General features: G+C 58.9%; 26 protein-coding genes and 1 pseudogene. 19 read left to right on the top strand and 8 right to left on the bottom strand.

Features of this window, described 5'->3' with window-relative positions:
- Positions 1 to 10: 10 nt before the first annotated feature.
- The 7 genes from AC1DWM_RS26000 (at position 11) to AC1DWM_RS25970 (ending at position 8328) form a co-directional block, all read left to right on the top strand.
- On the top strand, positions 11 to 1036 hold the full coding sequence (locus AC1DWM_RS26000; RefSeq protein WP_477796505.1) for an ABC transporter substrate-binding protein: 1026 nt from the start codon (positions 11 to 13) through the stop codon (positions 1034 to 1036).
- 5 nt (positions 1037 to 1041) lie between these two features.
- Positions 1042 to 1902: an ABC transporter ATP-binding protein gene (locus AC1DWM_RS25995; RefSeq protein ID WP_223521067.1), complete on the top strand. Its 861-nt coding sequence runs from the start codon at positions 1042 to 1044 to the stop codon at positions 1900 to 1902.
- A 20-nt stretch (positions 1903 to 1922) separates the two neighbouring features.
- A complete protein-coding gene (locus AC1DWM_RS25990; protein WP_477796504.1) occupies positions 1923 to 2789 on the top strand; it encodes an ABC transporter permease in 867 nt (288 codons plus the stop codon).
- A gap of 199 nt (positions 2790 to 2988) precedes the next feature.
- The gene (locus tag AC1DWM_RS25985; protein WP_223521071.1) at positions 2989 to 3909 is read left to right on the top strand and encodes a LysR family transcriptional regulator; all 921 of its coding nucleotides are present in this window, start codon (positions 2989 to 2991) and stop codon (positions 3907 to 3909) included.
- A gap of 218 nt (positions 3910 to 4127) precedes the next feature.
- On the top strand, positions 4128 to 5663 hold the full coding sequence (locus tag AC1DWM_RS25980; RefSeq protein ID WP_477796503.1) for an MFS transporter: 1536 nt from the start codon (positions 4128 to 4130) through the stop codon (positions 5661 to 5663).
- 26 nt (positions 5664 to 5689) lie between these two features.
- Entirely contained in the window at positions 5690 to 6754 is a 1065-nt protein-coding gene (locus tag AC1DWM_RS25975; protein WP_223520526.1) for an HlyD family secretion protein, read from the top strand.
- Entirely contained in the window at positions 6751 to 8328 is a 1578-nt protein-coding gene (locus tag AC1DWM_RS25970) for an efflux transporter outer membrane subunit (protein ID WP_477796502.1), read from the top strand. Before AC1DWM_RS25975 ends, AC1DWM_RS25970 begins: the two co-directional genes overlap by 4 nt.
- Positions 8329 to 8396: 68 nt before the next feature.
- Here AC1DWM_RS25970 and AC1DWM_RS25965 read toward each other — a convergent pair whose 3' ends face one another.
- Both AC1DWM_RS25965 and AC1DWM_RS25960 read right to left on the bottom strand, forming a co-directional pair.
- Positions 8397 to 8702: an XRE family transcriptional regulator gene (locus AC1DWM_RS25965; RefSeq protein ID WP_140671879.1), complete on the bottom strand. Its 306-nt coding sequence runs from the start codon at positions 8700 to 8702 to the stop codon at positions 8397 to 8399.
- Positions 8695 to 9060 carry a type II toxin-antitoxin system RelE/ParE family toxin gene (locus AC1DWM_RS25960; RefSeq protein WP_223520530.1) on the bottom strand — a complete coding sequence of 122 codons (366 nt, stop codon included), beginning with the start codon at positions 9058 to 9060 and terminating at the stop codon, positions 8695 to 8697. Before AC1DWM_RS25960 ends, AC1DWM_RS25965 begins: the two co-directional genes overlap by 8 nt.
- Before the next feature lie 277 nt (positions 9061 to 9337).
- Here AC1DWM_RS25960 and AC1DWM_RS25955 point away from each other — a divergent pair, with 277 nt between their 5' ends.
- Positions 9338 to 10909, top strand: a complete 1572-nt coding sequence (locus AC1DWM_RS25955; RefSeq protein WP_477796501.1) for a glycosyltransferase family 39 protein — start codon at positions 9338 to 9340, stop codon at positions 10907 to 10909.
- Between the two features lie 29 nt (positions 10910 to 10938).
- On the opposite strand, the gene AC1DWM_RS25950 is transcribed toward AC1DWM_RS25955, so the two are convergent.
- Complete coding sequence (locus AC1DWM_RS25950; RefSeq protein WP_027926014.1) at positions 10939 to 11697, bottom strand: slipin family protein; 759 nt, start codon at positions 11695 to 11697, stop codon at positions 10939 to 10941.
- Between the two features lie 2 nt (positions 11698 to 11699).
- Positions 11700 to 12233, bottom strand: coding sequence for an NfeD family protein (locus tag AC1DWM_RS25945; protein ID WP_452628886.1), 534 nt, complete (start codon positions 12231 to 12233; stop codon positions 11700 to 11702).
- Positions 12234 to 12431: 198 nt separating this feature from the next.
- Here AC1DWM_RS25945 and AC1DWM_RS25940 point away from each other — a divergent pair, with 198 nt between their 5' ends.
- Together AC1DWM_RS25940 and AC1DWM_RS25935 are read left to right on the top strand one after the other, a co-directional pair.
- Positions 12432 to 12893 (top strand): aminoacyl-tRNA deacylase, encoded by a 462-nt coding sequence (locus tag AC1DWM_RS25940; protein ID WP_223520516.1) that lies wholly within the window; start codon positions 12432 to 12434, stop codon positions 12891 to 12893.
- 117 nt (positions 12894 to 13010) lie between these two features.
- Positions 13011 to 13256: a DUF2789 domain-containing protein gene (locus tag AC1DWM_RS25935; protein WP_223520514.1), complete on the top strand. Its 246-nt coding sequence runs from the start codon at positions 13011 to 13013 to the stop codon at positions 13254 to 13256.
- A 3-nt stretch (positions 13257 to 13259) separates the two neighbouring features.
- Here the strand turns inward: AC1DWM_RS25935 and AC1DWM_RS25930 are convergent, their stop codons facing one another.
- Complete coding sequence (locus AC1DWM_RS25930; protein ID WP_477796500.1) at positions 13260 to 13541, bottom strand: type II toxin-antitoxin system RelE/ParE family toxin; 282 nt, start codon at positions 13539 to 13541, stop codon at positions 13260 to 13262.
- On the bottom strand, positions 13538 to 13816 hold the full coding sequence (locus AC1DWM_RS25925; protein ID WP_223520510.1) for an antitoxin of toxin-antitoxin stability system: 279 nt from the start codon (positions 13814 to 13816) through the stop codon (positions 13538 to 13540). Before AC1DWM_RS25925 ends, AC1DWM_RS25930 begins: the two co-directional genes overlap by 4 nt.
- Positions 13817 to 14014: 198 nt before the next feature.
- On the opposite strand from AC1DWM_RS25925, the gene AC1DWM_RS25920 reads away from it, so the two are divergent.
- From AC1DWM_RS25920 to AC1DWM_RS25890, 7 genes are all read left to right on the top strand, one after another.
- Positions 14015 to 14443 (top strand): MarR family winged helix-turn-helix transcriptional regulator, encoded by a 429-nt coding sequence (locus tag AC1DWM_RS25920; protein ID WP_223520508.1) that lies wholly within the window; start codon positions 14015 to 14017, stop codon positions 14441 to 14443.
- Positions 14440 to 16512: an FUSC family protein gene (locus AC1DWM_RS25915; protein WP_223520506.1), complete on the top strand. Its 2073-nt coding sequence runs from the start codon at positions 14440 to 14442 to the stop codon at positions 16510 to 16512. The genes AC1DWM_RS25920 and AC1DWM_RS25915 overlap by 4 nt, the downstream gene beginning before the upstream one ends.
- Positions 16509 to 16718 carry a DUF1656 domain-containing protein gene (locus AC1DWM_RS25910; protein WP_223520504.1) on the top strand — a complete coding sequence of 70 codons (210 nt, stop codon included), beginning with the start codon at positions 16509 to 16511 and terminating at the stop codon, positions 16716 to 16718. Before AC1DWM_RS25915 ends, AC1DWM_RS25910 begins: the two co-directional genes overlap by 4 nt.
- Positions 16715 to 17602 carry an efflux RND transporter periplasmic adaptor subunit gene (locus tag AC1DWM_RS25905; RefSeq protein WP_223520502.1) on the top strand — a complete coding sequence of 296 codons (888 nt, stop codon included), beginning with the start codon at positions 16715 to 16717 and terminating at the stop codon, positions 17600 to 17602. The genes AC1DWM_RS25910 and AC1DWM_RS25905 overlap by 4 nt, the downstream gene beginning before the upstream one ends.
- Positions 17599 to 19047 (top strand): efflux transporter outer membrane subunit, encoded by a 1449-nt coding sequence (locus AC1DWM_RS25900; protein ID WP_477796499.1) that lies wholly within the window; start codon positions 17599 to 17601, stop codon positions 19045 to 19047. Before AC1DWM_RS25905 ends, AC1DWM_RS25900 begins: the two co-directional genes overlap by 4 nt.
- An 84-nt stretch (positions 19048 to 19131) precedes the next feature.
- Entirely contained in the window at positions 19132 to 19767 is a 636-nt protein-coding gene (locus AC1DWM_RS25895) for an NADH:ubiquinone oxidoreductase subunit N (protein ID WP_477796498.1), read from the top strand.
- Positions 19768 to 20058: 291 nt separating this feature from the next.
- The gene (locus AC1DWM_RS25890) at positions 20059 to 21567 is read left to right on the top strand and encodes a YdgA family protein (RefSeq protein WP_477796497.1); all 1509 of its coding nucleotides are present in this window, start codon (positions 20059 to 20061) and stop codon (positions 21565 to 21567) included.
- A gap of 76 nt (positions 21568 to 21643) precedes the next feature.
- Here AC1DWM_RS25890 and AC1DWM_RS25885 read toward each other — a convergent pair whose 3' ends face one another.
- On the bottom strand, positions 21644 to 23173 hold the full coding sequence (locus AC1DWM_RS25885; protein WP_223520494.1) for an FAD-dependent oxidoreductase: 1530 nt from the start codon (positions 23171 to 23173) through the stop codon (positions 21644 to 21646).
- Between the two features lie 139 nt (positions 23174 to 23312).
- Here AC1DWM_RS25885 and AC1DWM_RS25880 point away from each other — a divergent pair, with 139 nt between their 5' ends.
- Together AC1DWM_RS25880 and AC1DWM_RS25875 are read left to right on the top strand one after the other, a co-directional pair.
- Positions 23313 to 23873 carry a YbhB/YbcL family Raf kinase inhibitor-like protein gene (locus AC1DWM_RS25880; protein WP_223520492.1) on the top strand — a complete coding sequence of 187 codons (561 nt, stop codon included), beginning with the start codon at positions 23313 to 23315 and terminating at the stop codon, positions 23871 to 23873.
- A gap of 11 nt (positions 23874 to 23884) precedes the next feature.
- Positions 23885 to 24133: a hypothetical protein gene (locus AC1DWM_RS25875; protein ID WP_223520490.1), complete on the top strand. Its 249-nt coding sequence runs from the start codon at positions 23885 to 23887 to the stop codon at positions 24131 to 24133.
- 120 nt (positions 24134 to 24253) lie between these two features.
- On the opposite strand, the pseudogene AC1DWM_RS25870 reads toward AC1DWM_RS25875, so the two are convergent.
- Positions 24254 to 24449, bottom strand: a pseudogene (locus AC1DWM_RS25870) (hypothetical protein); the annotation flags it as partial.

Genomic DNA, 24449 nt, shown 5'->3' with positions numbered 1-24449 from the left:
GAGAATTCTCATGTCCAAACGTCTTCCATTTGCACCGCTGGCGGCCGCCATCGGTCTGGGTTTCAGCCTGATCGCCGGCAGCCTGGTGGCGCCGACCGTGGCCCACGCCGAAGGTGAAATCCGCATCGCCGAGCAGTTCGGCATTGTTTACCTGTTGCTCAATGTGGTGCGCGATCAGAACCTGATCGAGAAGTACGGCAAGCAGGAAGGCATCGACATCAAGGTCGACTGGACTCAGCTGTCTGGTGGCGCGGCGGTCAACGATGCGCTGCTCTCAGGTTCGATTGATATCGCTGGCGCTGGTGTCGGCCCGTTGCTGACGATCTGGGATCGCACCCACGGCAAGCAGAACGTCAAAGCCGTGGCTTCCCTCGGTAACTTCCCTTACTACCTGGTGAGCAATAATCCTAAAGTCAAAACCATCGCCGATTTCACCGAGAAGGATCGTATTGCGGTGCCGGCTGTTGGGGTTTCAGTGCAATCGCGTTTCCTGCAATACGCGGCGGCCAAGCAATGGGGTGACAAGGAGTTCAATCGCCTCGACAAGTACACCATCGCGGTGCCGCACCCGGACGCCACGGCCGCGCTGGTGGCCGGTGGCACCGAGTTGTCCGGGCACTTCTCCAACCCGCCGTTCCAGGATCAGGAACTGGACAACCCCAACGTCCACGTGGTGTTGAACTCCTATGACGTGCTCGGCCCGAACTCGCCGACGGTGCTGTTCGCCACCGAGAAATTCCGTGACGAGAACCCGAAAACCTACAAGGCCTTTATTGCGGCGCTGACTGAAGCGGCTGAGTTTGCACAGAACGATAAAGGCGCGGCAGCCGACACGTACCTCCGCGTCACCAAGGCGAAAATCGACCGCGCCGCGTTGCTGAAAATCATCGACAACCCGCAATTCGAATTCAGCATCACGCCGAAAAATACTTATCCACTGGCCGAGTTCCTCTACCGGGTCGGCGCGATCAAAAACAAACCGGATTCGTGGAAGGACTACTTCTTCCAGGACACCAAACCGCTGCAAGGGAGCTGATTGTCATGAACGCCCCTTTGCAAGGCCACACGGTCAGCAAATCGAACGCGGCAGCCCAAGCGCTGCTGTCGGTCGACAATGTCAGCCTCGAATACCGCACGCCGCAGCGTGTGGTTCGGGCGACCCATCAAGTCAGTTTTGAAATCGATCCGGCGGACCGCTTTGTGCTGCTCGGCCCGTCCGGTTGCGGTAAATCGACGTTGCTCAAGGCTGTCGCAGGTTTTATTCAGCCTTGTGAGGGTGAGATTCGCCTGCAAGGGCAAACTGTCCACGCGCCGGGCCCGGATCGAATTGTGGTGTTCCAGGAGTTCGATCAACTGCCACCGTGGAAAACCGTCAAACAGAACGTGATGTTTCCGCTGCTGGCGTCCAAAACGCTCAAACGTAAAGAGGCTGAAGAGCGGGCGTTGCACTATCTGGAGAAGGTGGGGCTGGCGGCATTTGCCGATGCTTATCCGCATACTTTGTCCGGTGGCATGAAAGCGCGAGTCGCCATCGCTCGCGCCTTGGCGATGCAGCCGAAAATCCTCCTGATGGACGAACCCTTCGCCGCCCTCGATGCGCTGACCCGCCGCAAGATGCAGGAAGAATTGCTGCTGCTCTGGGAAGAGGTGCGTTTCACGCTGTTGTTCGTTACGCACTCCATCGAAGAGGCGTTAGTGGTGGGCAATCGCATTCTGCTGTTGTCGCCGCATCCGGGTCGGGTACGGGCAGAAGTCCACAGCCATCAATACGATTTGCACAGCCTCGGTGGCGTTGCATTTCAGGAGTCGGCGCGACGGATTCATCGGTTGTTGTTCGATGAAGGTCAATCTGCGGAAACCGAGCGCGAGCTGGATTTCTCCGATATTCGCATCGCTTATTGAGCCATTGAGAGGTTTGCCCGATGAGTCATTTATCATCTGTGCGTGAAGAGTTCGAAACCGTTTTACAGCCGCTGACCAGCGTACCGCTGGAGCGTGAACTGCTGCTTGGTCAGCGCCTCTGGCAACAGGGCTGGATTCGTAAAAGCCTGATCCTGATTTTGCTGGCGGTGCTGTGGGAAGTGGTTGCCCGTGTTCAGAACAACGACCTGTTGCTACCAAGTTTTCTGCAAACCGCCAGCGCGCTGTATGACGGTTTGCTCACTGGCGAATTGCTGGGCAAAGTGTGGATTTCGTTGATGGTGTTGCTCAAGGGTTACCTGATCGGCATCGTCCTGGCATTTGCCCTGACCACATTGGCGGTGTCGACCCAGTTTGGTCGCGACCTGTTGAGCACATTGACCTCGATGTTCAACCCGCTGCCGGCGATTGCGTTGTTGCCACTGGCACTGCTGTGGTTCGGCCTGGGGCAGAACAGCCTGATCTTTGTGCTGGTGCACTCAGTGCTTTGGGCCTTGGCCTTGAACACCTATGCCGGGTTTCTCGGAGTCTCGGAAACCCTGCGCATGGCGGGGCGCAACTATGGCCTCAAGGGCATGCGGTTCGTGCTGTTTATCCTGATCCCGGCCGCGTTGCCATCAATCCTTGCCGGGTTGAAAATCGGCTGGGCCTTCGCCTGGCGCACGTTGATCGCTGCGGAGTTGGTGTTTGGCGCGACCAGTGGCAAGGGTGGGTTGGGTTGGTACATATTCCAGAACCGCAATGAGCTGTACACCGACAAGGTGTTTGCCGGGTTGGCGGTGGTGATCCTGATCGGGTTGCTGGTGGAGAACCTGGTGTTCGATACGCTGGAACGAGTGACCGTGAAGCGGTGGGGGATGCAGCGGTAAGTTACGGTGTCTGGTCTGACGCCTTCGCGGGCAAGCCCGCTCCTACAGGGTTCTGAGTCAAACACATAGTCCGCATCCACAGAAGATCCCTGTAGGAGCGGGCTTGCCCGCGAAGGGGCCAGTCCAGCCAACACACCAGTTGGGGGAGTTTTGCTAGCATTGCGTCTGAATCAATCCAGATCAGCCACGAGTGCTCAGCATGCAACTCCCGGACATGAACCTGTTGGTCGCCCTCGACGCCTTGCTCGATGAAGGCAGTGTGGTCGGCGCTGCACGGCGGATGAACCTCAGCCCGGCGGCCATGAGCCGAACGCTGACGCGGATACGCGAGGCCATCGGCGACCCGATCCTGGTGCGTGCCGGTCGCGGCTTGGTACCGACGCCCAAGGCGCTGGAATTGCGTGAGCAGGTGCGCGATGTGGTGGAGCAGGCCGCGTTGCTGTTTCGCTCGGCCGATGTGGTAGACCTCGGTTCGTTGCGCCGGCGGTTCAGCATCCGCGCCAATGATTTTTTTGTCGGCGTCTATGGCGGCAAGCTGTTTGACACCATGGAACGCCAAGCGCCGCATTGTGAATTGCGCTTTGTGCCGGAAGGCGATGGCGATGACGAAGCGCTGCGCGAAGGGCGGATCGATTTAAGTGTGAGTAACAATCGTCCCGTCATGCCGGAAGTGAAAGTGCAGAACCTGTTCTCAACCCACTTCGTCGGTCTGGTGCGTGAGGATCATCCACTGTTCGATGACGAGATTACTGCTGAGCGCTACGCCGGTTTTTCTCATATCAGCATGTCGCGCCGTGGCATTGCTCGCGGGCCGATCGACACGGCGCTCAACGCTTTGGGGCTGGAGCGGCGGGTCGCAGTGATTGCGCCGAGCTTCCATGCGGCGATGTTCGCGCTGCCAGACTCCAATCTGATTCTGCCAGTGCCCAAAGAGGCGTTGCTGAGTGTGCGGCGCCTGGGCTTGAAACTGCGCTCGTTCACGCTGCCGATTCCGCTGCCCACACTGATGCTGACTCAGGCCTGGCACCCCAGGTTTGACAATGACCCGGCTCACCGCTGGCTGCGTGAAACCCTCAAAACCTGCTGCGACGAAACGTGGCTGGCGGCACAGCCCACCTGAAGTAATCCCCAATCCCTGTGGGAGCGAGCCTGCTCGCGATAGCGGTGGGTCAGTCACTATAGATGTTGAATGTGAAGGCCCAATCGCGAGCAGGCTCGCTCCCACAGGGTTTTTGTATTGCTGCATCAAACGCATTTATAAACTGTCAATAAGTCAATTTTCGTCAGTCATCGCGCTTCTTAGAATGCCCCGGTACTCAATCCCCGGAGCATTCAGTAATGACTTCCCTCACGGTCACGGCACCACTCGCCGCGACCCGTCCAGCCGCTGTCGCACCACCGGTCTTCGGCCCACGGATCATCATCGGTCTGGTGGGCGTGTTGTTGGCGGTGCTGGTCTCGGGCCTGAACGAGATGGTGACCAAGGTTGCCCTGGCGGACATTCGCGGCGCGTTGGCCATCGGCTACGACGAAGGCACCTGGCTGGTCGCCAGTTACACCGCGACCTCGGTGGCGGCCATGGCGTTTGCGCCATGGTGCTCGGTGACGTTTTCGTTACGGCGTTTCACCCTCTACGCCATCAGCGTCTTCACGCTGTTAGGCGCGTTGAGTCCGTTTGCCCCGAACTACGAAAGCCTGCTGGTCCTGCGCACGTTTCAAGGTTTGGCGGGCGGCGCGTTGCCGCCGATGTTGATGACCGTGGCGCTGCGATTCTTGCCGGCCAATGTGAAGCTCTATGGCTTGGCCGGTTATGCCCTGACAGCCACCTTCGGCCCCGGGCTCGGCACGCCATTGGCCGGGTTGTGGACCGAGTATGTCGGTTGGCAATGGACGTTTTGGCAAATCATCGTGCCGTGCCTGATCGCCCTGTTGGCGGTGTCTTACGGTTTGCCACAGGACCCGCTGCGCCTGGAACGCCTCAAGCACTTCAACTGGCGCGGTCTGTTGCTGGGATTTCCAGCGATCTGCCTGTTGGTGATCGGCGTTCTGCAGGGCAATCGATTGGACTGGTTAGAGTCGAGCCTGATCTGCGGATTACTCGGCGGTGGGTTGCTGTTGATGGTGCTGTTCCTGATCAATGAATGGTCGCAACCCATTCCGTTTTTCAAGATGCAGATGCTTGGTGTCCGCAACCTGTCCTTCGCCTTGCTCACCTTGGCCGGGGTGCTGGTGGTGTTGCTGGCAGTGATCATCATTCCGTCCGCTTATCTGGCGCAGGTGCAGGGTTATCGCCCCATCCAGACTGCGCCAATCACGCTGTTGGCGGCGTTGCCGCAGTTGATTGCGCTGCCGTTGGTGGCGGCGTTGTGCAACCTGCGATGGGTTGATTGCCGCTGGGTGCTGGGTATCGGCTTGAGCATGTTGGCGCTGTCTTGCATCGGCGGTTCACTGCTGACGTCGGCGTGGATTCGCGACGATTTCTACGCGCTGCAACTGCTGCAAATCTTCGGGCAGCCGATGGCGGTGCTGCCACTGCTGATGCTCGCGACCGGCAGCATTTCGCCCATGGAAGGACCGTTCGCCTCGGCCTGGTTCAACACGGTGAAAGGCCTGTCCGCGGTGCTCGCCACCGGCGTCATTGAGGCGTTGACCACTTCCAGGCTGCACTTCCACTCAACCATGTTGGTGGACAACCTCGGTAATTCACCACTGGCCGACAGCGACAGCGCAGGTCTCGCTCATCGGCTGCACGAGCAAGCCGTGGTGCTGACTTCTTCCGATCTTTATCTGTGCATGGCGGGCGTCGCACTGGCGTTGATCCTGCTGATTTTCTGGCTGCCGACGCGGGTTTATCCACCGCGCGCGCCGACTTGAACGCTTCACTGAAACAGAAGGTTTTTATGACGATTCAAACAAAGCAAAAAATGGTTGTCGGTATCGCCGCCGTGGTGGCAGTCGGCGTGCTGATTTATCTGCTGGCGCCAGGTCTCTTCGGTCAGCGCATGCAGCAAAAAACCAATGATGCCTTTGTCTCGGCGGACTTCACGCTGGTGGTCCCGCGCGTGGCCGGGTTTATCAAGGACGTGTTGGTGGAAGACAACCAGCAGGTCAAGGCCGGGCAGTTGCTGGCGTTGATCGATGATCGTGATCTGCGAGCCGCGGCCCAAGCGGCTGACGCCGAGACCCTGGTGGCTAGAGCACAGCTGCAAAATGCCCGGGCGACCCTTGAGCGCCAGGCTTCAGTGATCGCTCAGGCTCAGGCCTCGGTGGCATCGGCCAAGGCTGAAATGGCCTTCGCCGAGCAAGAGTTGAACCGCTACAACCACTTGGCGGGCGTTGGGGCCGGCACGGTGCAGAATGCTCAGCAAGCGCGCACGCGTATTGATCAGGCCAATGCGCGGTTGGCCAATGCAACGGCGGTGCTGGCGGCGGAACGCAAGCAAGTGGACATCCTGACAGCCCAATGCGACGCGGCGGAAGGTGGGCTGAAACGTGCCCAAGCTGCCCTGGCAATCGCCAGTTACGAGCTGTCTTACACGCGCATTGTTGCGCCACAGGATGGCATGGTCGGCGAGCGCGCCGTGCGAGTCGGCGCCTATGTGACGCCGGGCAGCAAAATACTGGCGGTGGTGCCGCTGGCACAGGCTTACGTGGTCGCCAATTTTCAAGAAACTCAACTGACCAACGTACAGCCGGGGCAGAACGTGCAGGTACGGGTCGACAGCCTCGGCGGTGAGACCCTGCACGGTCGTGTCGAGAGCATCGCCCCGGCGACGGGCGTGACATTCGCCTCGATCAAACCGGACAACGCCACGGGCAACTTCACCAAAGTTGTACAGCGGATCCCGGTGAAAATTGTCCTGGAACCGGGTCAGGCACTGGCCTCGCGGTTGCGAGTGGGGATGTCGGTGGAGGCGAGTATTGATACTGAGAGCGCGGTGTCGCATGAGGTGACTCAGCGATGAAGATGTTTGTTGGCTCGGCAGACGTCATCGCGAGCAGGCTTGCTCCCACATTGAATCGGTTCAATGCACACAATCTCTGCCCAAAAGGAGATCCCCTCTGGGAGCGAGCCTGCTCGCGAAGAGGCCGGTGGCCTTGTGCAGTTCTCGGCGCTTTACTGGTGACAGGCCTTTCAGCCTGCACCGTCGGCCCGGACTTTCACAAACCTCAGGCCCCGCAAATCAGCGAATGGTCAAAACCGTCAAAAGCCGCTGCCAGCCAAGCCGTCACCGCAACGATCGAGGAGCGCTGGTGGGACGTGTTCCACGATCCGATACTCTCGGGCCTGACCCAACGCGCCCTGACCGATAACCTCGACTTGAAACTCGCCAGCAGCCGTTTGCAGCAAAGCCGCGCTGCGCGCCAGGTGATCACCGCCAACCGTTACCCCAGCACGGCGGCCGCTGGCAGCTATGGACGCAAACGTTACAGCGGCCAAGGCTTGAACGATCCATCGGGACATAACGGTGACTCGGCATTCAACCTGTGGGACGCCGGTTTCTCCGCGTCCTGGGAGCTGGATTTCTGGGGGCGCGTGCGCCGCGAAACCGAAGCCGCCGACGCCACGCTCGAAGTGGCCGAAAACGATCGTCGGGGTGTGTTGCTGTCGGTGCTCGCAGAAACCGCTCAGGACTACATTCAGCTGCGCGGCGTGCAAAGCACTCGGGCCGTCACCGAGCAAAACCTCGATGTCGCCCGCCACAGTTTGAAACTCTCGCAGCTTCGCCTGGCCGACGGCGTTGCCACCGACCTGGACGTCGCCGAAGCCGCCGCTCAAGTCGCCGCCATCGAATCGCGCCTGCCCGAGCTGGAGCAGCGGCAGTCGCAATTGATCAACGCAATGAGTCTGCTGATGGGCGAACCGCCGCAAGCGCTATACGCCGAGTTATCCACAGACGCGCCCGTACCGCAAACCCCGCGGCAGGTCGCTATCGGCCTGCCGTCGCAACTGGCGGAACGCCGCCCGGATATCCGCCAGGCTGAAGCGAGCTTGCATGCCGCTACGGCGAGCATCGGTGTGGCCAAGGGGGACTTCTACCCGCGGATTACCCTGTCAGGCAACGTGGGCTCACAAGCCATGCAGCTCAGCGATTTTGGTTCGTGGAGCTCGCGTTCGTTCGGCATCGGCCCGCAATTCAGCCTGCCGTTGTTTGACGGCGGTCGTCTACGCGGCGTGCTGAACTTGCGCGAAGCCCAGCAACAGGAAGCCGCCATCGCCTACCAGCAAACCGTGTTGCGCGCCTGGCATGAAATCGACGATCAACTGACCGCCTACAACGCCCGACAACTGCGTCGCGACAGCCTCGTCGAAGCCGTCCGCCAAAACCAGATCGCCCTGCGTACTGCGCAGCAGCAATACACCGAAGGCGTGGTGGACTTCGTCAACGTGCTCACGGTGCAAGGTGCATTGTTGGCGACTCAGGAGCAGTTGGTGGAGAGTTCGACCGGGGTATCGCTGGCGATGGTCGGGTTGTACAAGGTATTGGGTGGGGGATGGGAGTCGGTGTATCCGGTGGCGGAGACGTCGCAGCGTTAAGTCACTCGTGTAAATTCGGCTGGCCTGTCTTGAACGCTTTCGACGAGTTAGAGCAGCCGGTAGGCTGCTCAACTAGCAAAGTTTTCGATTTTTATCTGACCATCTGGAAAAGTGGCGATTATTTCAAGTTCACCGCCCATTGCTCGGATGTAGTTACGCAAAGTGCTTATGTACATATCCGTGCGACGTTCCATCTTTGAAATTGCTGCTTGATTAATATGCAGAGTTTCAGCGAGCGTGGCCTGGCTGAGCGCTTTGGCCTGACGCAATTCGTGTAATGGCATTTCCTTAATGTGTTGTTCATAAATCGACTCGGCGCGTGCCCGGGATTCAGGTGTCATCCGCGCTTCAAGTTCGGCAAATTTCTTAGCCATCGTTGTGACCCTCTTTGCGCAATGTGTCGAGATGCTCATCGTACAGCTGATCGGCCAGCGGTACATTGACTTCATACCATCGATCCTGACCGGTTTTATCACCACCAATCAACAGCAAAGCACATCGCCTGGGATCAAATGCGTAAAGGATGCGATAAGGACGCCCCGCGTGCTGAATCCGTAGTTCCCTGAGATGGCCGTGGCGTGCGCCGTTTATGCCGGAGCTGTGGGGAAACTTCAGCGCCGGTCCGAACTGGCCCAGCAGCTTGACGCTTGCCGCCACAGAGCTCTGCTCGCTTTCGCTCAGTTCTGCCCACCAGTCGCCGAACTCGTCGGTGTATTCAATATCCCAATTCATGGCGCTGAATATGCACCCGGTGGAATATTCCATCAAGGTTATATTTTCGATATATTGAATCCTCTTACCCAGCGAAATCTGACCAACTTCTTCGATTTTTAATTAAGTGACTGCTCTGCGCTTGACGCGAACCCGCTCTGTCATAGCCTGCGCTCATCCGCCTGGATGGATCGTTCGCGAATGTCGTTAGTCGTAAAGCCAGCATCGACGACGAACCTGTACCGTCTTACAGTGATCCATAAGCTTCGTGATCTCGGGCCAGTTGCGAGGGGAGGCAATGGACGCGCGCAGAGAAACATCACTTGGCGGCACCCAGGATCCGCACGCAGTGCCCGGTGGTTGGGCGGTTGTGCAGCGTTGGCTGCGGTGGGCGCAGGAACACCGGTTGTTGCCGATTCTGGCGCTGGCGGCCCTGGTGCGTTTCTACGATCTGACGGCGGCGGCCGTCTGGGGCGACGAAGGGTCTAGCCTGTTGATGAGCCACTACTCAGTGGCTGAAATATGGGTGCATGCCGCCCACGATGTGCACCCTCCGCTGTATTTCGTGCTGCTGCATGGCTGGATCGCGTTGTTCGGCGACGGTATTTTCTCGATCCGCTGTCTCAGCGCTCTGCCCGGAATCGCCACGGTGTGGCTCGGCGTCTGGTTGGTGGACTTGATCGCCACCCGGCGTGCTGCGTTACTGGCCGGTTTACTGCTGGCGCTGCTGCCAACGGCGGTACGTTACAGCCAGGAAGTGCGGATGTATTCGCTACTGGGCCTGTGGCTGATCGGTGCCACGATTGCGCTGGTTTACTCGATCAGGCATCCCCGGCGCACACGCTATCTGGTGGCGTATGTGCTGCTGATGAGCGCGGCGTTCTACACCCATTACTTCACCGCCCTGTGCGTGATGTGCCACTGGCTGTATCTGGGGCTGATTCGTGTACTGCCAGGCTATCGTTTGCGTAGTATTCAACGCCCCGGCTGGTGGCTGGCGAACGTGGCAATCGTGTTGCTGTACCTGCCGTGGGTGCCGAACCTGATCGATTTGATCCAGCACATGGATCAGCTCAAAGCCAATGGTGATGTGGGGTGGGAGTCGCCGGTCACGTTCAGCTCGTTGCCGTCGATGATCTGGTCGTTACTGACACAGGACGATGGCGAAAACCTGCCGACGCTGATTTTTATTGCGCTGCCGCTGGCGTTGCTGGTCATTACTGGCGTGGCGCTGGCGCGGGACCGCAGCGTCATTCGCGGCAGTGTGCTGCTGGTGATCTACACGGCGTTGCCGATGCTGTTGGTGTTCGGCGTGTCATTTATCTCGCCGGTGTTCATCGAACGCTATCTGACGGCCTATGCACTGGGGTTGCCGATGATTGTCGCACTGGCCATTGATCGCCTGTATTCAGGCTTGCGAGTGCTGGCGTTGACCGTGCTGGTGCTGTTTGTCGGCGTCGAACTGGTCGGTTTGAAGAACAACACCTCGGTCGATCCCAACAATCAGATCAGCGTATTGGTCGACTACGTTAATCAGCATTATGTTGCTGGTGACCGAATCGTCACCAGCGACATGCTTTGGTACCTTCCCTACGTCTATTACAATCGCGCCGGTACCCAACCGCTGCTATATACCCCCCCGCTAGCCAATGGTGGGTCGAGCCGGCCAAACGCCTATGGTTTCGGCACGCTGGTCACCCGGGACATTTATCTGGACCACCTCGACAGCTTGCCCAAAGGCACTGGGCGTGTGTGGCTGATCGGCACCGTCGGTTCGCCGGACGAGTTTGCGCCGCTGCCATCGGGCTGGCAGAGCGCTGGCGAAACGCGGGCAGGATGGGTTAACGCACGCTTGTTTGTACGGCATTGAAAGCGTTGGCGTGATGCTATTGCGAATTTTCACGGCTTCGACGACAAATCCGCCATCCCTTTGAGCAATTCAATCGGCAGCGGAAAGACGATGGTCGAGCTCTTGTCCCCGGCAATCGAACTTAGCGTCTGCATGTAACGCAGCTGCATGGCCCCTGGCTGACGACCGAGCATTTCGGCAGCCTGCATGAGTTTTTCCGAGGCCTGCAATTCACCTTCGGCGTGGATCACTTTGGCCCGGCGTTCCCGTTCGGCTTCGGCTTGTTTGGCGATGGCGCGAACCATCGATTCATTGAGGTCCACATGTTTGATCTCGACGTTGGCAACCTTGATACCCCAGGCGTCGGTCTGGGCGTCGAGCACTTGCTGGATGTCTATGTTCAATCGCTCGCGCTCGGCGAGCAGTTCGTCGAGTTCATGTTTACCGAGGACTGCTCGCAGCGTGGTCTGGGCCAATTGGCTGGTGGCGGCGAGAAAGTCTTCAACCTGGATGATCGCCTTCTGCGGATCAAGCACGCGGAAATACAGCACCGCATTGACCTTGACCGAGACGTTGTCGCGGGTGATGACGTCTTGCGGTGGCACATCGAGGACGATGGTCCGCAGATCGACGCGGACCATTTGCTGGACCACCGGGATCAGCAGGATCAGACCGGGGCCCTTGACCTGCCAGAAGCGTCCGAGCTGGAATACCACGCCGCGCTCGTATTCGCGAAGGATGCGGAAGGTCGACCCCGCCAGTGCAATCAGTAACAGCAGCAGCGCGGCGAAACCTACTTGCAGGCCCATGACTATTCTCCCACTGGCGCCGCGTCAGCCGCGGCCACTTGCAACAGTAATCCTTTTCGCGCCACCACCCGGACGTGTTGCCCCGGCTGCAGCGGTGTCGAGCTTGAAACCTGCCAGCGCTCCCCTTGCAGATGCACCCAGCCGTTACAGGCATTGCCGGGCAGTAACGACAAGACCGGTGTCACGCTGCCCAGCAGTCCGGCGTCGCCGCTGACCGTGCGGCGCGGTCGGGTTTTCAGGGCGTGGATCAGCAGGAAAATCAGCAGCAGGGCACTCACCAGCCCCAGGCCGATCATCAAGGGAACAGGCACCTCGGTGTTGGTCAGAATCACCGCGCCGATCACGAACATCACAATGCCGCCCAAACCGATCACGCCGTAATTGGGCAGCGCGGCCTCGGCGATCAGAAAGGCGATGCCAAACGTGATCAACCAGATCCCGATAGGGTTTGGCATCAGCAGCACAACGGTATCGGCTGCGAACACCGATCCGCTCAACGCCAACAGCAGCGCTACGACACAGCAACGAGTATTCACTTGACCCTCCGCGAGAGTCTGCAGGTGGTTCTGTATACAGTTTAGTAGAGCTGCGGCGTATCCGGATTTTGCCCGGTTATGGGCGGCGTCCGATGGGCGGATTTCGCCCCGGATTGTGCCGGTGGGCCTAGACTTTCACTACGGAGAAAAGCTTTAACCATCGTCCGCCCGTCACGGGAACGGACACCGAGGTGCATCATGCGAATGGCAAGAACCGTGCAGAGAAGCCTGGAAACGGCTCAATGCGAATACGACATCGTCACCCATCCCCATTCAGCTAGCAGCCTGGAAACGGCGCGACTCGCGGGCATTCCGGCAGAACGGGTAGCCAAGTCGGTCATCCTCGACGATCGCCATGGGCATTACCTGATGGCGGTACTTCCCGCCAGCCGCCACCTGGACCTGAGCAAAGTCCGCAGCAGTGGCGAATGGCAGGTCTCGCGGGAAAGCAACCTGCCGCACCTGTTTGATGATTGTGAACGCGGTGCCATACCTGCCCTTGGCGAGGCCTATGGGCTGGACGTGGTCATCGACCCACTACTGACCCGCCAGAAAGACATCTATCTGGAAGCCGGCAACCACATCAACCTGCTGCACATGGACATGCCGGAGTTCCTGAGAATGGTGCCGCATGCTGAGGTGCGGGAATTAAGTGATTGAGTGTTGTGTCGTCAATGCTGCCGTCATCGCGAGCAGGCTCGCTCCCACCGTTGACCGAGTGTCCCTGTGGGAGTGAGCTTGCTCGCGATAAATTTTTCATTTCTAAAGGAGCCCGACATGGAATCCCCAACCCACACCCTGCCCAACCTGTTCAAGCAACTCGGTCTGGCGGATGACGCCGAAAGCATCGATAAATTCATCGCCACCCACTCACCGCTCAAGCCTGAATTGCACCTCGCGGATGCGTTTTTCTGGAGCAAGAGCCAGGCGCAGTTTTTGCGTGACGATATTCTCGATGATGCAGATTGGGCGGAGGTGGTGGATCAATTGGATGTGTTGTTGAGGAAGGGGCGGGGGGTGTGAAAATCAACTATTTGGTGGCCATTGTCTGGAAGTATGGACCAGCGCGAGTATCCAGACAGCGTCTGCTTCTGACTGATAAACCAGGCGATAGCTCTGGTGGGGAATCATCTCACGAGTACCAGCAATGATTCCGACCGGACCGCTTTCGGGGTATTGGGTAATGCGAAATACCGCGTCGCGGAAGCGGTTGTCCATGTCAATGGCGGCTACTGGGTTGAGCTCATACAGGTAATCCCAAATATCTGCACGATCCTGTGCTGCTGCGGGCGTCCAGATTATCCTCATCCTTTTTTGGCCGCCTGTGCACGCCTGGCCGCAAATTGTGCTTCAACCTCGTCATTGGTCAAGCCTTCACCAGCGAGTATGGAAACACGTGCGCTGTCGACTTTCCTTTGCAAGAACGCCTCGTACTCGCGCGACTCTCTTTGTGTTTGAACGAACTGGCGCATCATTTCCCTGACGATCTGCGAAGCAGGCCGATGAGAGGCTTCTGCCTCAGCCATAAATTGTTCGCGCAATTCAGGTTCCAGTTTCATTGTGAAAACAGCTTGTTTTGACATATCTGTACCCTCGGTTCATATGCTGACGAAGTATATACATCGTCAGTACTAATTTTATTTCAGATCGAACATTCCGCGACGAATGACCGCCAATTTGTTTCAAAACTTGACCACCTTTCCCTGCAAATGCCATATTGATAGTTAGCAAACTAACAGTGTGTGTTTTCTCTCGTGCCGAAAAACCTCGACGCTCTCCAGATGAACATCAGCAGCTCCATGGTGGTGGCCGCCAGGCATTGGCGGAAGATCTGCCAGACCACGCTGGTCAACTATGGAATCTCCGAAGCCTGCGCCGTCCCGTTGTTGATGATCGGGCGCTTGGGCGAGGGCGTGCGGCAGGTGACGGTGGCGCAGGCAGCGGGGATGGAGAGTCCGTCCCTGGTGCGTTTACTCGATCAGCTGTGTCATTCGGGTTATGTCTGCCGCACCGAAGATGCCCATGACCGGCGCGCCAAGTGCCTGAGCCTGACCGAAACCGGGCGCGAACTGGTGCAGGCGGTCGAAATCGAGCTGGTGCGATTGCGTCACGAGGTGCTTGAAGGCATCGATCAAGGCGATCTGGAAGCTACGCTACGGGTATTGAGAGCCTTTGAAGCGGCGAACGCGCCGTCGGTGGTCAACCCTTGAACGGTTTTTTCACCGGAATGCCCGCAGCAAGGGACTGGTTCTACGGTGTGCGCACCTTTGCTGCCTCGATGATCGCGTTGTACATCGCCCTGCTCATGCAAATGCCACGTCCGTATTGGGCGATGGCCACGGTCTACATTGTTTCCAGTCCCTTTGTCGGGCCTACCAGCTCCAAGGCGCTCTACCGCGCAGTCGGCACCTTTATCGGGGCGGCGGCAGCGGTTCTGTTCGTGCCCATGTTTGTCCAGAGTCCTTACGTATTGGTGGTGGTCATCGCGCTGTGGACCGGGATTTTGCTGTTCCTGTCCTTGCACCTGCGCACCGCCAACAACTATGCCTTGATGCTGGCCGGTTACACCTTGCCGCTGATCGCCCTGCCGGTGGTGAACAACCCGTTGGGGGTATGGGACGTCGCAGAAGCGCGGACTGAAGAAATCTTCCTCGGCATCGCCGTGGCTGCCGTGGTCGGCGCCATGTTCTGGCCTCGGCGGCTGGCGCCGGTGTTCAACGATTCGGTGAGCAAATGGTTTACCGATGCCTCGACTTACAGCCTGCGTTTCCTCAGCCGCCAGGTGCAACCTGATGAAGTCAGCGCGCTGCGCTCCGTCATGGTGGCGACCTTCAACACTCTGGAATTGATGATCGGTCAGTTGCCGCACGAGGGCGCCCGGCGGCAAACCGTGCGAAATACCAAGGAACTGCGTGGGCGGATGATTCACCTGTTGCCGGTGATCGACGCCCTTGATGACGCGCTATATGCCCTGGAGCGGCGCACGCCCGAGCTGGTGGATAAGTTTGCACCATTGCTGGTGGCCACCACCGAATGGCTCAATCACAAAGACGCCGACCTCGCTCGCTGGCAGGCACTGAAAGACCAGCTTGAAGCCTTGCAACCTACCGCCGAAGCCTTGAATGATCGCAAACAGCTGCTGTTCTCCAACGCGTTGTATCGCCTCGGCGAGTGGATTGATCTGTGGCAAGACTGCCGCAGCCTGCAATACGCCATCCAGTGCGAAAGCCAGGAAAGCTGGCGTGCGGTGTATCGCCACTGGCGCCTCGGTCGCTTGTCGCCATTTATCGACCGTGGGCTGATGCTCTACTCGGCGGTCTCCACGGTCAGCGCCATCATCGTCGCCTCAGTGCTGTGGATTCTGCTCGGCTGGACGGACGGAGGGTCCGCGGTGATTCTGGCCGCTGTGGCGTGCAGCTTTTTCGCCTCGATGGATGACCCGGCGCCGCAGATTTACCGGTTCTTTTTCTGGACCGCGATGTCGGTGGTGTTCGCCAGCCTGTATCTGTTTCTGGTGCTGCCCAACCTGCATGACTTCCCGATGCTGGTGCTGGCGTTTGCTGTGCCGTTCATCTGCATTGGCACCCTGACGGTCAAGCCGCAGTTTTACCTGGGCATGCTGCTGACCCTCGTCAACACCTCGTCCTTTATCAGTATTCAGGGCGCCTACGATGCGGACTTCCTCAGCTTTGCCAACTCCAACCTGGCCGGTCCCATCGGATTGTTGTTTGCCTTCGTCTGGACCCTGATCGCCCGACCGTTTGGTGCGGAATTGGCGGCCAAGCGGCTGACCCGTTTCAGTTGGCGCGACATTGTCGGCCTCACCGAACCGGCCACTTTGGCTGAACATCGGCGATTAGGCATCCAGATACTGGATCGCCTGATGCAGCACTTGCCGCGTCTGGCCATGACCGGTCAGGACACCGGCATCGCGTTGCGTGAAGTGCGCGTGGCGCTCAACCTGCTCGACCTGCTGGCTTACACACCGCGCGTGATCGGGGTACCGCAAGCGTTGCTGCATCAAGTGGTGGCGGAAGTCGGTGAGTATTTCAAGGACTGCCTCAAAGCGGGTGAGCGACTGCCGGCACCGAGCCCGTTGCTGATGACCCTCGACCGCACCCGCCGTGCGCTGGATACGGAATGCGAAGAGGAAGCACGTCTGAATCTGCTGCATGCCCTGAGTGGCCTGCGTCTGGCGTTATTGCCCGGCGTGGAATTCGTCAGCTCGGGCGAACTCGAAGAACCGCTGCCCCATGGCATCGATGGAGCCCCTTTATGATCGGTGATGTGGATCTGAGCGGGGTGTTTCTGCCCACGCTGCTGGTACTGATGGGCATTACGTATGTGTTTTACCTGCTGGTGCACGGGTTGCTGATGCGCCTGCACTTTTACCGTCTGGTCTGGCACCGGGCATTGTTCAACGTGGCTCTCTACGCTTTGCTGCTCGGCGCCGTGGACTCACTCAGTCGATACCTGATGACATGAAAAAACCTTTTTTGACCCTGGGTCGCGTGGTACTGACCCTGTTGATCGTGACCTTCGCCGTCGTCGTGGTCTGGCGCATGGTGATGTACTACATGTTTGCGCCGTGGACCCGCGACGGGCATATCCGGGCCGACATCGTGCAAATCGCCCCTGACGTCTCCGGGTTGATTCAGCAAGTTGACGTGCGTGACAACCAGTTGGTGACACGCGGTCAAGTGCTGTTCAGCATCGATCAGGACCGTTTCAAACTGGCCCTGCGCCAGGCCAAGGCGGCGGTCGCCGACCGTCAGGAAACCCTGGCTCAGGCACAACGCGAAGCCAAGCGTAATCGTGGGCTCGGCAATCTGGTGCCAGGCGAACAACTGGAAGAAAGCCAGTCCCGGGTGGCACGCGCCGAGGTGGCGTTGATGGAAGCTCAAGTGGCGGTGGACAGTGCTCAATTGAACCTCGACCGCTCGACCATCCGCAGCCCGGTCGATGGCTACATCAACGACCGTGCACCACGTGTGCAGGAATTCGTCACCGCCGGGCGGCCGGTATTGTCGGTGGTGGATAGCAATTCATTCCACATCGACGGCTATTTCGAAGAAACCAAACTGGACGGCATTCATGTCGGCCAGAGCGTCGACATCCGGGTGATCGGCGACCGTGCGCGGCTGCGCGGCCATGTGGAAAGCATCGTTGCCGGCATCGAAGACCGCGACCGCAGCATCGGCAGCAACCTGCTGCCCAACGTTAACCCTGCGTTTAGTTGGGTGCGATTGGCACAGCGGATTCCGGTGCGGATTGCCTTCGACGATGTTCCGGCGGACTTCCGCATGATCGCCGGGCGGACCGCGACCGTGTCGATTATCGACGATCCAGCGCAGGAGCCTGCGAAATGAGCAGGGCGTCGGGTTTGGCGGTTGCCGGATTAGGTTTGCTGCTGTCGGCCTGTCAGGTGGTAGGCCCGGATTACCATTTGCCCGACGAAGCGGCTGTCCATCGACCCGATTTGCAGGGCGATCTGGCGGTCGACGGCAAAACGGTGGTGTCCGCGCCGGTGCCAGCCGATTGGTGGCGCTTGTACAAGGACTCGCGACTCGACCAATTGGTGCAACAGGCCATGGCGTCCAATACCGACTTGCGCGTTGCGGCGGCCAGTCTGTCGCGGTCCCGCGCTCAGGTCGATGAGGCAGAAGCGGCGGGTGGCTGGAGCGGCGGCGTGAAGATGGGCGCCCAGCGATTGCAGGAGTCCGGCCAGGCGTTCCTGATTCCGGAAAAAGTGCCGGTGGCCAACATCGGTGATATCGGCATAAGCGCGTCGTACCAGTTCGATCTGTTCGGCACGTTGCAGCGCGGCATCGAAGCGGCCAAGGCCAACGCCGATGCGACGCAGGCAGCTGCCGATACGGCTCGCATCACCGTGGTGGCCGACGTGGTCCGGGCCTACACCCAGGTGTGCGCGGCCAATGAGGAGCGGGAGATTGCCCAGCACTCCCTCGACCTGCAGGCCCAGAGCACCACGCTGATCCAGCGCCTGCGCGATGCCGGCCGTGGCGACGAAACCCAGGTCACCCGTTCGCAAACCCAGTTCAAGTCCCTGCGCGCCGACATGCCGCGCTATGAGGCCTCGCGTCAGGCCGGGCTGTATCGCCTGTCGATGTTGCTGGCCAAGCCAGTGGATCAACTGCCGGCTGGCACCGCCACCTGCGACGATTTGCCGAAAATCGCGCAATTGATTCCGGTGGGCGATGGCGCCGCATTGCTCAAGCGTCGTCCCGATGTGCGGCAGGCCGAGCGCCGGCTGGCGACTGCGACGGCCGGGATTGGCGTCGCCACGGGTGAGCTGTACCCGAACATCAGCATCGGCGCGACCATCGGCACCGTCGGTATCCTCGACGATCTCGGCGACCCGTCCACCAACCGTTGGGGCTTCGGTCCGTCGCTGACCTGGAACGTGCCGACCAACGGCGCCCGGGCACGCATCCGCGAAGCCGAAGCGGTGACCCAGGCGACGCTGGCGCATTTCGATGGGGTGGTGCTCAACGCCATTCGCGAAACCCAGACCAGCCTGGCCCAGTACACCGCTTTGTTGCAACGTCGTGACGCCCTGGCAGACGCCGAGCAATCGGCAAGACTGGCAGCGGACCAGACGCACCGTTTCTTCCAGGCCGGCCGCGAATCGTTCCTCGCGGACCTGCAAGCTACCCGCACCTACACGGATGTCACGGCGCAACTGGCCGCTGCCAACACCCAGGTTGCCGCCAGCCAGATCGATTTGTTCCTCGCACTGGGCGGCGGCTGGGAAAGCGGACGAACGCAAGCCACGAACACCAGCAAACCCTGAGGCCGTTGCTATGCTTTGATTTGATGAAGTCACACTTCGACTTCATCAAATCAAAGCTCGCGTTGGTCATGGGGATTAAAAAGAATGAAAAACCCTTATGCTCCTGGCTTTTGGTGCGCTATTGCGGCATTGGTTTTGCTGTCGGCCACCTATTTCTACGGCATCATGCTGGCCCACCAGATCGACAAGGCGCTGGTGTTTCTCGACAGCGCCAGTGCGCTGATTGCAGCAATGGCAATCGTGGTGGTGGCCTGGGCTTCAGTCCAGGGCCTGCGCATCAAAAAAAGACAACTCGAACAAGGCAAGACCCTGGTGCTGATCTGGGACACCAAGGTGGCGTTGCGTCGTGTCGAAACGGTGTTTGACCAATATTTCTGGGGCAGCTACTGGCAACCGGGGCGCACGTTTCAGGAAGTCATGGGCGAGCTCACCGGCACACCGCTGGAAAAAAGCCTCGAAACCTTGAAGAAACAATGCCTGGCGCTGGACAAGCAGGTGTCCGAGGAAGGTTGGCACTGGCTCAACAATGCCCGCGAACTCTCGGATGTCGCCACCAAGATGGCACGGGAACGCTATCAACTGGACGTCTGTGATCCACGTTCGGAGGTGACGGGCGGGGCGGTGATCAATCGGGACTTTGAGGTGCTGGTGTATACGTGGACTGCGAGGCTCAAGAGCTTTGATCATCAGCTGGATGAGATGGAAGTGCAGTATTCGTGAGTTTTGTTGGCTGGACTGACGCCATCGCGAGCAAGCTCGCTCCCACATGGGATTTGTGATCGACACACAACCCTGTGGGAGCGAGCCTGCTCGCGATGGCGATTTCATGTCCGCCGAAACTCTCAAGCCCCCGGCGCAGTCCATAGACACTCTTTAACCCTTAATCATTGGGCCGCCCGCTGCGCCTGATGCTAATCTCCACCTCACTTTTAGCGGAGTCGAGCCGTAACCCGTCACGGGTTCAGGGAAGACGACGACACCTTCAAACAACGGACATTGACTGGGTCATTCATGAATAAATCAGCAGGCGTGCTTCTTGGAATCGTCGTAGCCATCGGTGCAATCAGCGCGGGCGGTGCCTGGTACACCGGGACCAAAATCGAAGGCGTGTTGAACACCGCCATCGCCGATGCCAACAAAGAGCTGAACGCCGCGCTGGTCGGTTCCAATGGCACGGCATCGCTGGAGCTGGTGTCGCTTGAGCGTCATGTGTTCAGCAGCACCGCGCACTACCGCCTCAAAGGCGAAGGCGAGATGTTTGGTGAAGCCGCGGTTGAATTGCTGTTTGCCGACCACATCGAACACGGTCCGCTGCCGTTCTCGCGCCTGGTATCTTTCAAGTGGTTGCCGGTCATGGCCACCAGTCACTACGAACTGGAACGCACCTCGCTCACCGAGAAGTGGTTTGCCTCTGCCAAAGACAAATCCCCGATCACCGGCGTGGTCAATATTGGATACGACAACTCCACCAGCGGCACCCTCGAATTGCAACCGCTGGACGTCGTGCTGGATGACAAATCCAACCTGAAATTCTCTGGTTTGAACCTCGACGTCGCCGCCAGCGCCCAAGCCCAGAAGGTCAAGGCCAACGGCTACATGAACAGCCTGACGCTGAGCACCGTGGCTGAAGATCAAACTCCGGTGAAGGTTGAGCTCAATGGCCTGACCCTGGCCAGCAACCTGGTAAAAAGTACCTACGGCTACTACACCGGCGAGAACACCCTCGAGCTGACGGACAGCCAAACCACCTTTGGTGCCAAGCAATCGGTTCTGGGCCTCAAGAAATTTGAAATGAAGAACCTGACCCAGGAATCGGGCACCAGCGCTTCGGGGCGTGCCGATTACAAGGTGGGTGAAGTGTCGATGAACGGCAAGGCTGTCGGCGCTGCGCAAATGGCCGTGAGCCTGAAAAACCTCGACATACCGGCGACCATGTCGCTGATGCAGATCTACCAGACCAAACTGCAGCCTTACGAGAGAGCCGCCGCCGAGGCTGCTGTGGCCGGTGAGCCGACTCCAGAACTGGTCTTGACCCCGGCCGAAGAGGCGCAAGTCAAAACCGGCCTTGAAAAATTGCTGGCGGCCGGCCCGCAGGTGGCTCTGGAAAACCTGTCGTTCAACACCGCCAATGGTGAAAGCCGCGCGAACCTGGTGCTCGACCTGACCAAACCGCAGACCATGGACCTGCCGCCCGATCAACTGACGTTACAGTTGATTGCGCTGCTGGATATCAATGTGCAAGTGTCCAAGCCAATGCTCGTGGACTTGCTGACCGTGCAAAGCCAACTTGATGGTCAGACTGATGCCAAAGTCATCGCCGATCAGGCCAACGCTACTGCCGATATGTTCAGCAGCATGGCGGTCGGATCGCAATTCGCCAAACTGGACGGAAACAACATCGTCAGCAAATTGCACTACGCCAACAATCAGGTGGAATTCAATGGCCAGAAAATGACCGTAGAAGAGTTTGTCGGCTTCGTGATGAGCAAACTCGGTGGCGGTGCGGAAATCCAGGAATAAAATCCAGGATTCAAAATAACGCCCGGCCTCAGCTATGAAGCAGAAGCCGGGCGTTTTGCTGTCGGGTGTTTGTGCGCTAACCAATGTCCCGAATCAGCTTCCACGCCTCGTCCACCGACAACGGCTGTTTCATGCGTTCGGCGAGCAGCGCCATGGCCCGTTCTTCATCGCAGGCGACCGCTGCGGCCACCACGCCGTTTTTGCCGAACAGGCCTATAAAGGGTGGATGGTAAGGATCACCCTTGAACTCGACCTCGTCCCAGGCTTCGGCGTGGCCAAGGTAGTCGTAGTTTTTACCAAAGTGCCAGGTCCAGAAATACGGCACGTTGAGGTAGTGCTCATCAGCACCAAGCATATTCGCGGCGGCGATCCGCGCCTGTTGCTGGGCCAGGCGCCAATGCTCGATACGCTGAAGCTGGCCGTTGAGCGGGAAAGTCGCGATATCACCGACCGCCCACAACCCTTCGGTGACGCGCATTCCCCCGTCGACCTTCAGCGACCGGTCTTTTTCCTTGGGCAGATCGGCAAACGCATCGGTTGCAGGGCTGACACCAATGCCGGCCAGCACCAGATCCGCTGGCAAGCGTTGGCCATTGTCCAGGTGCACTGCCTCGACGTTGTTCGCTCCTTCTATATAGGAGGCTTCGCCATCGGTGTGAAATACCACGCCATTGGCCTCATGGAGGGCGCGAATCGCCTTGCCAACGGTTTCGCCGAATTGTGCGGCGAAGGGAATGGCATGACGGGCCAGGACTGTAACGTCCAACCCGTATTCACGCAGGGCTGAAGCGGACTCCATGGCAATAAAGCTGTCACCGATGATCACCGCTCGCTGACCAGGCTTTGCCGCCTGCAGAATTCGCAGCGCCTGCTCTTTGGAGCGCAACACGAACACTTGCGGCAAATCGGCGCCAGGCAGTGTGAGTGGATTGGGCGTGCCGCCTGTGGCAAGCAACGCGGCGTCATAGTTTAGCGATCGACCATTGGTCAGCCGCAGGGTTTTGTTCGACGAATCCAGGCTGGCAACTTCGCCAGTGATGCGCTCAATACGCTGCTCGCGATAAAACTCGTCATCCCGCAGCGGCGGGATTTCTTCCGGCGGCATCTCTCCAGCGATGACAAATTTGCTCAGGACGGTGCGGTCGTACCCGGTGTCGGCTTCGCGGTCGATCAGCAAAACTTGGCCGCCGAAGCCTTTTTCGCGCAGCGCTGCCGCACACGCTGTACCGGCGGCCCCGGCCCCGACGATGACAAACGTCCGTTCATCGTCAGCCGGCGGGGTGTGAGCATCGGAATACGGTTGGTCGTCGACCCAGATGTCRCCATCGCGGACTTCCAGCGGATAGCGCTTGAGATTGTCCATAGCCGGCGGCTCGCATAATGCTCCGTCTTCGACCCGAAACGCAGCTTTGTGCCACGGACAAATCAAGCGTCCGTGGCACACCGCACCTTCCGCCAGCGGTGCCCCGGCATGCGGGCATTCGCCTTGATAGGCGCGTAGTTGATCGCCCACTCGCAGCAAAACAATATTGGTGTCCGCGATCCGGGCTTCAAGGCCTCTGTTTTCGGGCACATCGGCGAAAGGGGCGACGCGGTGCAGTGCCATGATGGCTCTCCAGGCAGACGTTTCACTTAAGAGTTTGGCGCGTTACGCGAGGTTCAGCCAATTCCCCGTGCCACCTCACCAACGGTACCGTTATAGTTCGCAAGCCGACGACGGCCCTACACGCACAAGGTGCTGCGCAATGACCCGATTGACCTCTCTTAACCCTTGGTTTGCGGCCGTTGCAGTCGCCCTGTGCGTGCAATTTCCGGCACAGGCCCAGGAACGTTTCACCTTAAATATCCCGGGTGTCACGGATGACCGGCTGTTTACCTCGGCCGCCGCCAGCGATGCTCCGGGTTGTGGCGGGCACAACGCGTCACCTGCGCTGAATTGGAACGCCGGGCCGGCGGGTACGTTGAGTTATGCCATCGTCATGCATGACCCTGACGGGCAGAATGGGCAGGGTGCCGATAATTGGGTGCATTACGGCATCAAAGCCGGCACTCACCAGATCCCGGCCGGTGTAGGAGCAAAATCAGCCCTTGAAGGTATCGGTGGCACCAACATCAAAGGCACCACCGGTTATGTGGGGCCTTGCCCGCCAGTCGGCGACAGTGCGCATCACTACATTATTCAGTTGTACGCGCTGGACCTCGCGCCGGACGCCTTGCCTGCCGGTTTGACGCGCGCGCAACTGCTGGAAAAAATCAAAGGGCATGTACTGAAGAACAGCAGTGTGGTGCGCCGGTATCATCGCTGACATTCAGCCATTTGGCATCAGCGCCCGAAAGCGCGCACTATCGGGCCATAGCCGATGCGTTGGAGGAAGTCGTGGCGAAAAAAATCGATCGCATCGCCCAAATGCTCAACTGCCCCGTGAAAGGGGAGGAGCTAAGGCGGGCAATTACTGAGAGTCGTAAGGATTTTCTCCTTAACCAGCCGGAAGCAGAGGAGGAAGATGAGGACGACTTCGAGGAAGATGAGGAGTGGGACGACGATCTTGACTGGACGACCGAGTAGGAACGCCGCTGGTTAACCCAATCAATACCGATGTGGAGAGCTGCGGTTCAAGTGTTGCGCCTCGCTAAAGGGCGCTGAAAAGGTCTCTGCAGTACAGGTATTTGGAGACGGTAAGAAAGTTCAAAAAGATGCTTGACGAAATATTGGATCGCTGTAGAATTCGCCTCCCGCTGACGAGAGATCGAAAGCGCAAGTGGTTGAAGTTACAAAGGAAACTTTGAAAACTTCTGAAAATAACCGCTTGACAGCAACAGAGGCTGCTGTAGAATGCGCGCCTCGGTTGAGACGAAAGATCTTAACCAAAGATCTTAACCAA

This window comes from Pseudomonas sp. P4_C8 (assembly GCF_056401975.1).
Note: the sequence above shows the minus strand (reverse complement) of the source record. Positions and strands in the feature narration are given on the sequence as shown.

What these genes read in the sequence shown, in the direction of transcription:
- AC1DWM_RS26000 (WP_477796505.1), top strand. Translation starts at nt 11, where the DNA reads ATGTCCAAACGTCTTCCATTTGCACCGCTGGCGGCCGCCATCGGTCTG.
- AC1DWM_RS25995 (WP_223521067.1), top strand. Translation starts at nt 1,042, where the DNA reads ATGAACGCCCCTTTGCAAGGCCACACGGTCAGCAAATCGAACGCGGCA.
- AC1DWM_RS25990 (WP_477796504.1), top strand. Translation starts at nt 1,923, where the DNA reads ATGAGTCATTTATCATCTGTGCGTGAAGAGTTCGAAACCGTTTTACAG.
- AC1DWM_RS25985 (WP_223521071.1), top strand. Translation starts at nt 2,989, where the DNA reads ATGCAACTCCCGGACATGAACCTGTTGGTCGCCCTCGACGCCTTGCTC.
- AC1DWM_RS25980 (WP_477796503.1), top strand. Translation starts at nt 4,128, where the DNA reads ATGACTTCCCTCACGGTCACGGCACCACTCGCCGCGACCCGTCCAGCC.
- AC1DWM_RS25975 (WP_223520526.1), top strand. Translation starts at nt 5,690, where the DNA reads ATGACGATTCAAACAAAGCAAAAAATGGTTGTCGGTATCGCCGCCGTG.
- AC1DWM_RS25970 (WP_477796502.1), top strand. Translation starts at nt 6,751, where the DNA reads ATGAAGATGTTTGTTGGCTCGGCAGACGTCATCGCGAGCAGGCTTGCT.
- AC1DWM_RS25965 (WP_140671879.1), bottom strand. Translation starts at nt 8,702, where the DNA reads ATGGCTAAGAAATTTGCCGAACTTGAAGCGCGGATGACACCTGAATCC.
- AC1DWM_RS25960 (WP_223520530.1), bottom strand. Translation starts at nt 9,060, where the DNA reads ATGAATTGGGATATTGAATACACCGACGAGTTCGGCGACTGGTGGGCA.
- AC1DWM_RS25955 (WP_477796501.1), top strand. Translation starts at nt 9,338, where the DNA reads ATGGACGCGCGCAGAGAAACATCACTTGGCGGCACCCAGGATCCGCAC.
- AC1DWM_RS25950 (WP_027926014.1), bottom strand. Translation starts at nt 11,697, where the DNA reads ATGGGCCTGCAAGTAGGTTTCGCCGCGCTGCTGCTGTTACTGATTGCA.
- AC1DWM_RS25940 (WP_223520516.1), top strand. Translation starts at nt 12,432, where the DNA reads ATGCGAATGGCAAGAACCGTGCAGAGAAGCCTGGAAACGGCTCAATGC.
- AC1DWM_RS25935 (WP_223520514.1), top strand. Translation starts at nt 13,011, where the DNA reads ATGGAATCCCCAACCCACACCCTGCCCAACCTGTTCAAGCAACTCGGT.
- AC1DWM_RS25930 (WP_477796500.1), bottom strand. Translation starts at nt 13,541, where the DNA reads ATGAGGATAATCTGGACGCCCGCAGCAGCACAGGATCGTGCAGATATT.
- AC1DWM_RS25925 (WP_223520510.1), bottom strand. Translation starts at nt 13,816, where the DNA reads ATGTCAAAACAAGCTGTTTTCACAATGAAACTGGAACCTGAATTGCGC.
- AC1DWM_RS25920 (WP_223520508.1), top strand. Translation starts at nt 14,015, where the DNA reads ATGAACATCAGCAGCTCCATGGTGGTGGCCGCCAGGCATTGGCGGAAG.
- AC1DWM_RS25910 (WP_223520504.1), top strand. Translation starts at nt 16,509, where the DNA reads ATGATCGGTGATGTGGATCTGAGCGGGGTGTTTCTGCCCACGCTGCTG.
- AC1DWM_RS25905 (WP_223520502.1), top strand. Translation starts at nt 16,715, where the DNA reads ATGAAAAAACCTTTTTTGACCCTGGGTCGCGTGGTACTGACCCTGTTG.
- AC1DWM_RS25900 (WP_477796499.1), top strand. Translation starts at nt 17,599, where the DNA reads ATGAGCAGGGCGTCGGGTTTGGCGGTTGCCGGATTAGGTTTGCTGCTG.
- AC1DWM_RS25895 (WP_477796498.1), top strand. Translation starts at nt 19,132, where the DNA reads ATGAAAAACCCTTATGCTCCTGGCTTTTGGTGCGCTATTGCGGCATTG.
- AC1DWM_RS25890 (WP_477796497.1), top strand. Translation starts at nt 20,059, where the DNA reads ATGAATAAATCAGCAGGCGTGCTTCTTGGAATCGTCGTAGCCATCGGT.
- AC1DWM_RS25880 (WP_223520492.1), top strand. Translation starts at nt 23,313, where the DNA reads ATGACCCGATTGACCTCTCTTAACCCTTGGTTTGCGGCCGTTGCAGTC.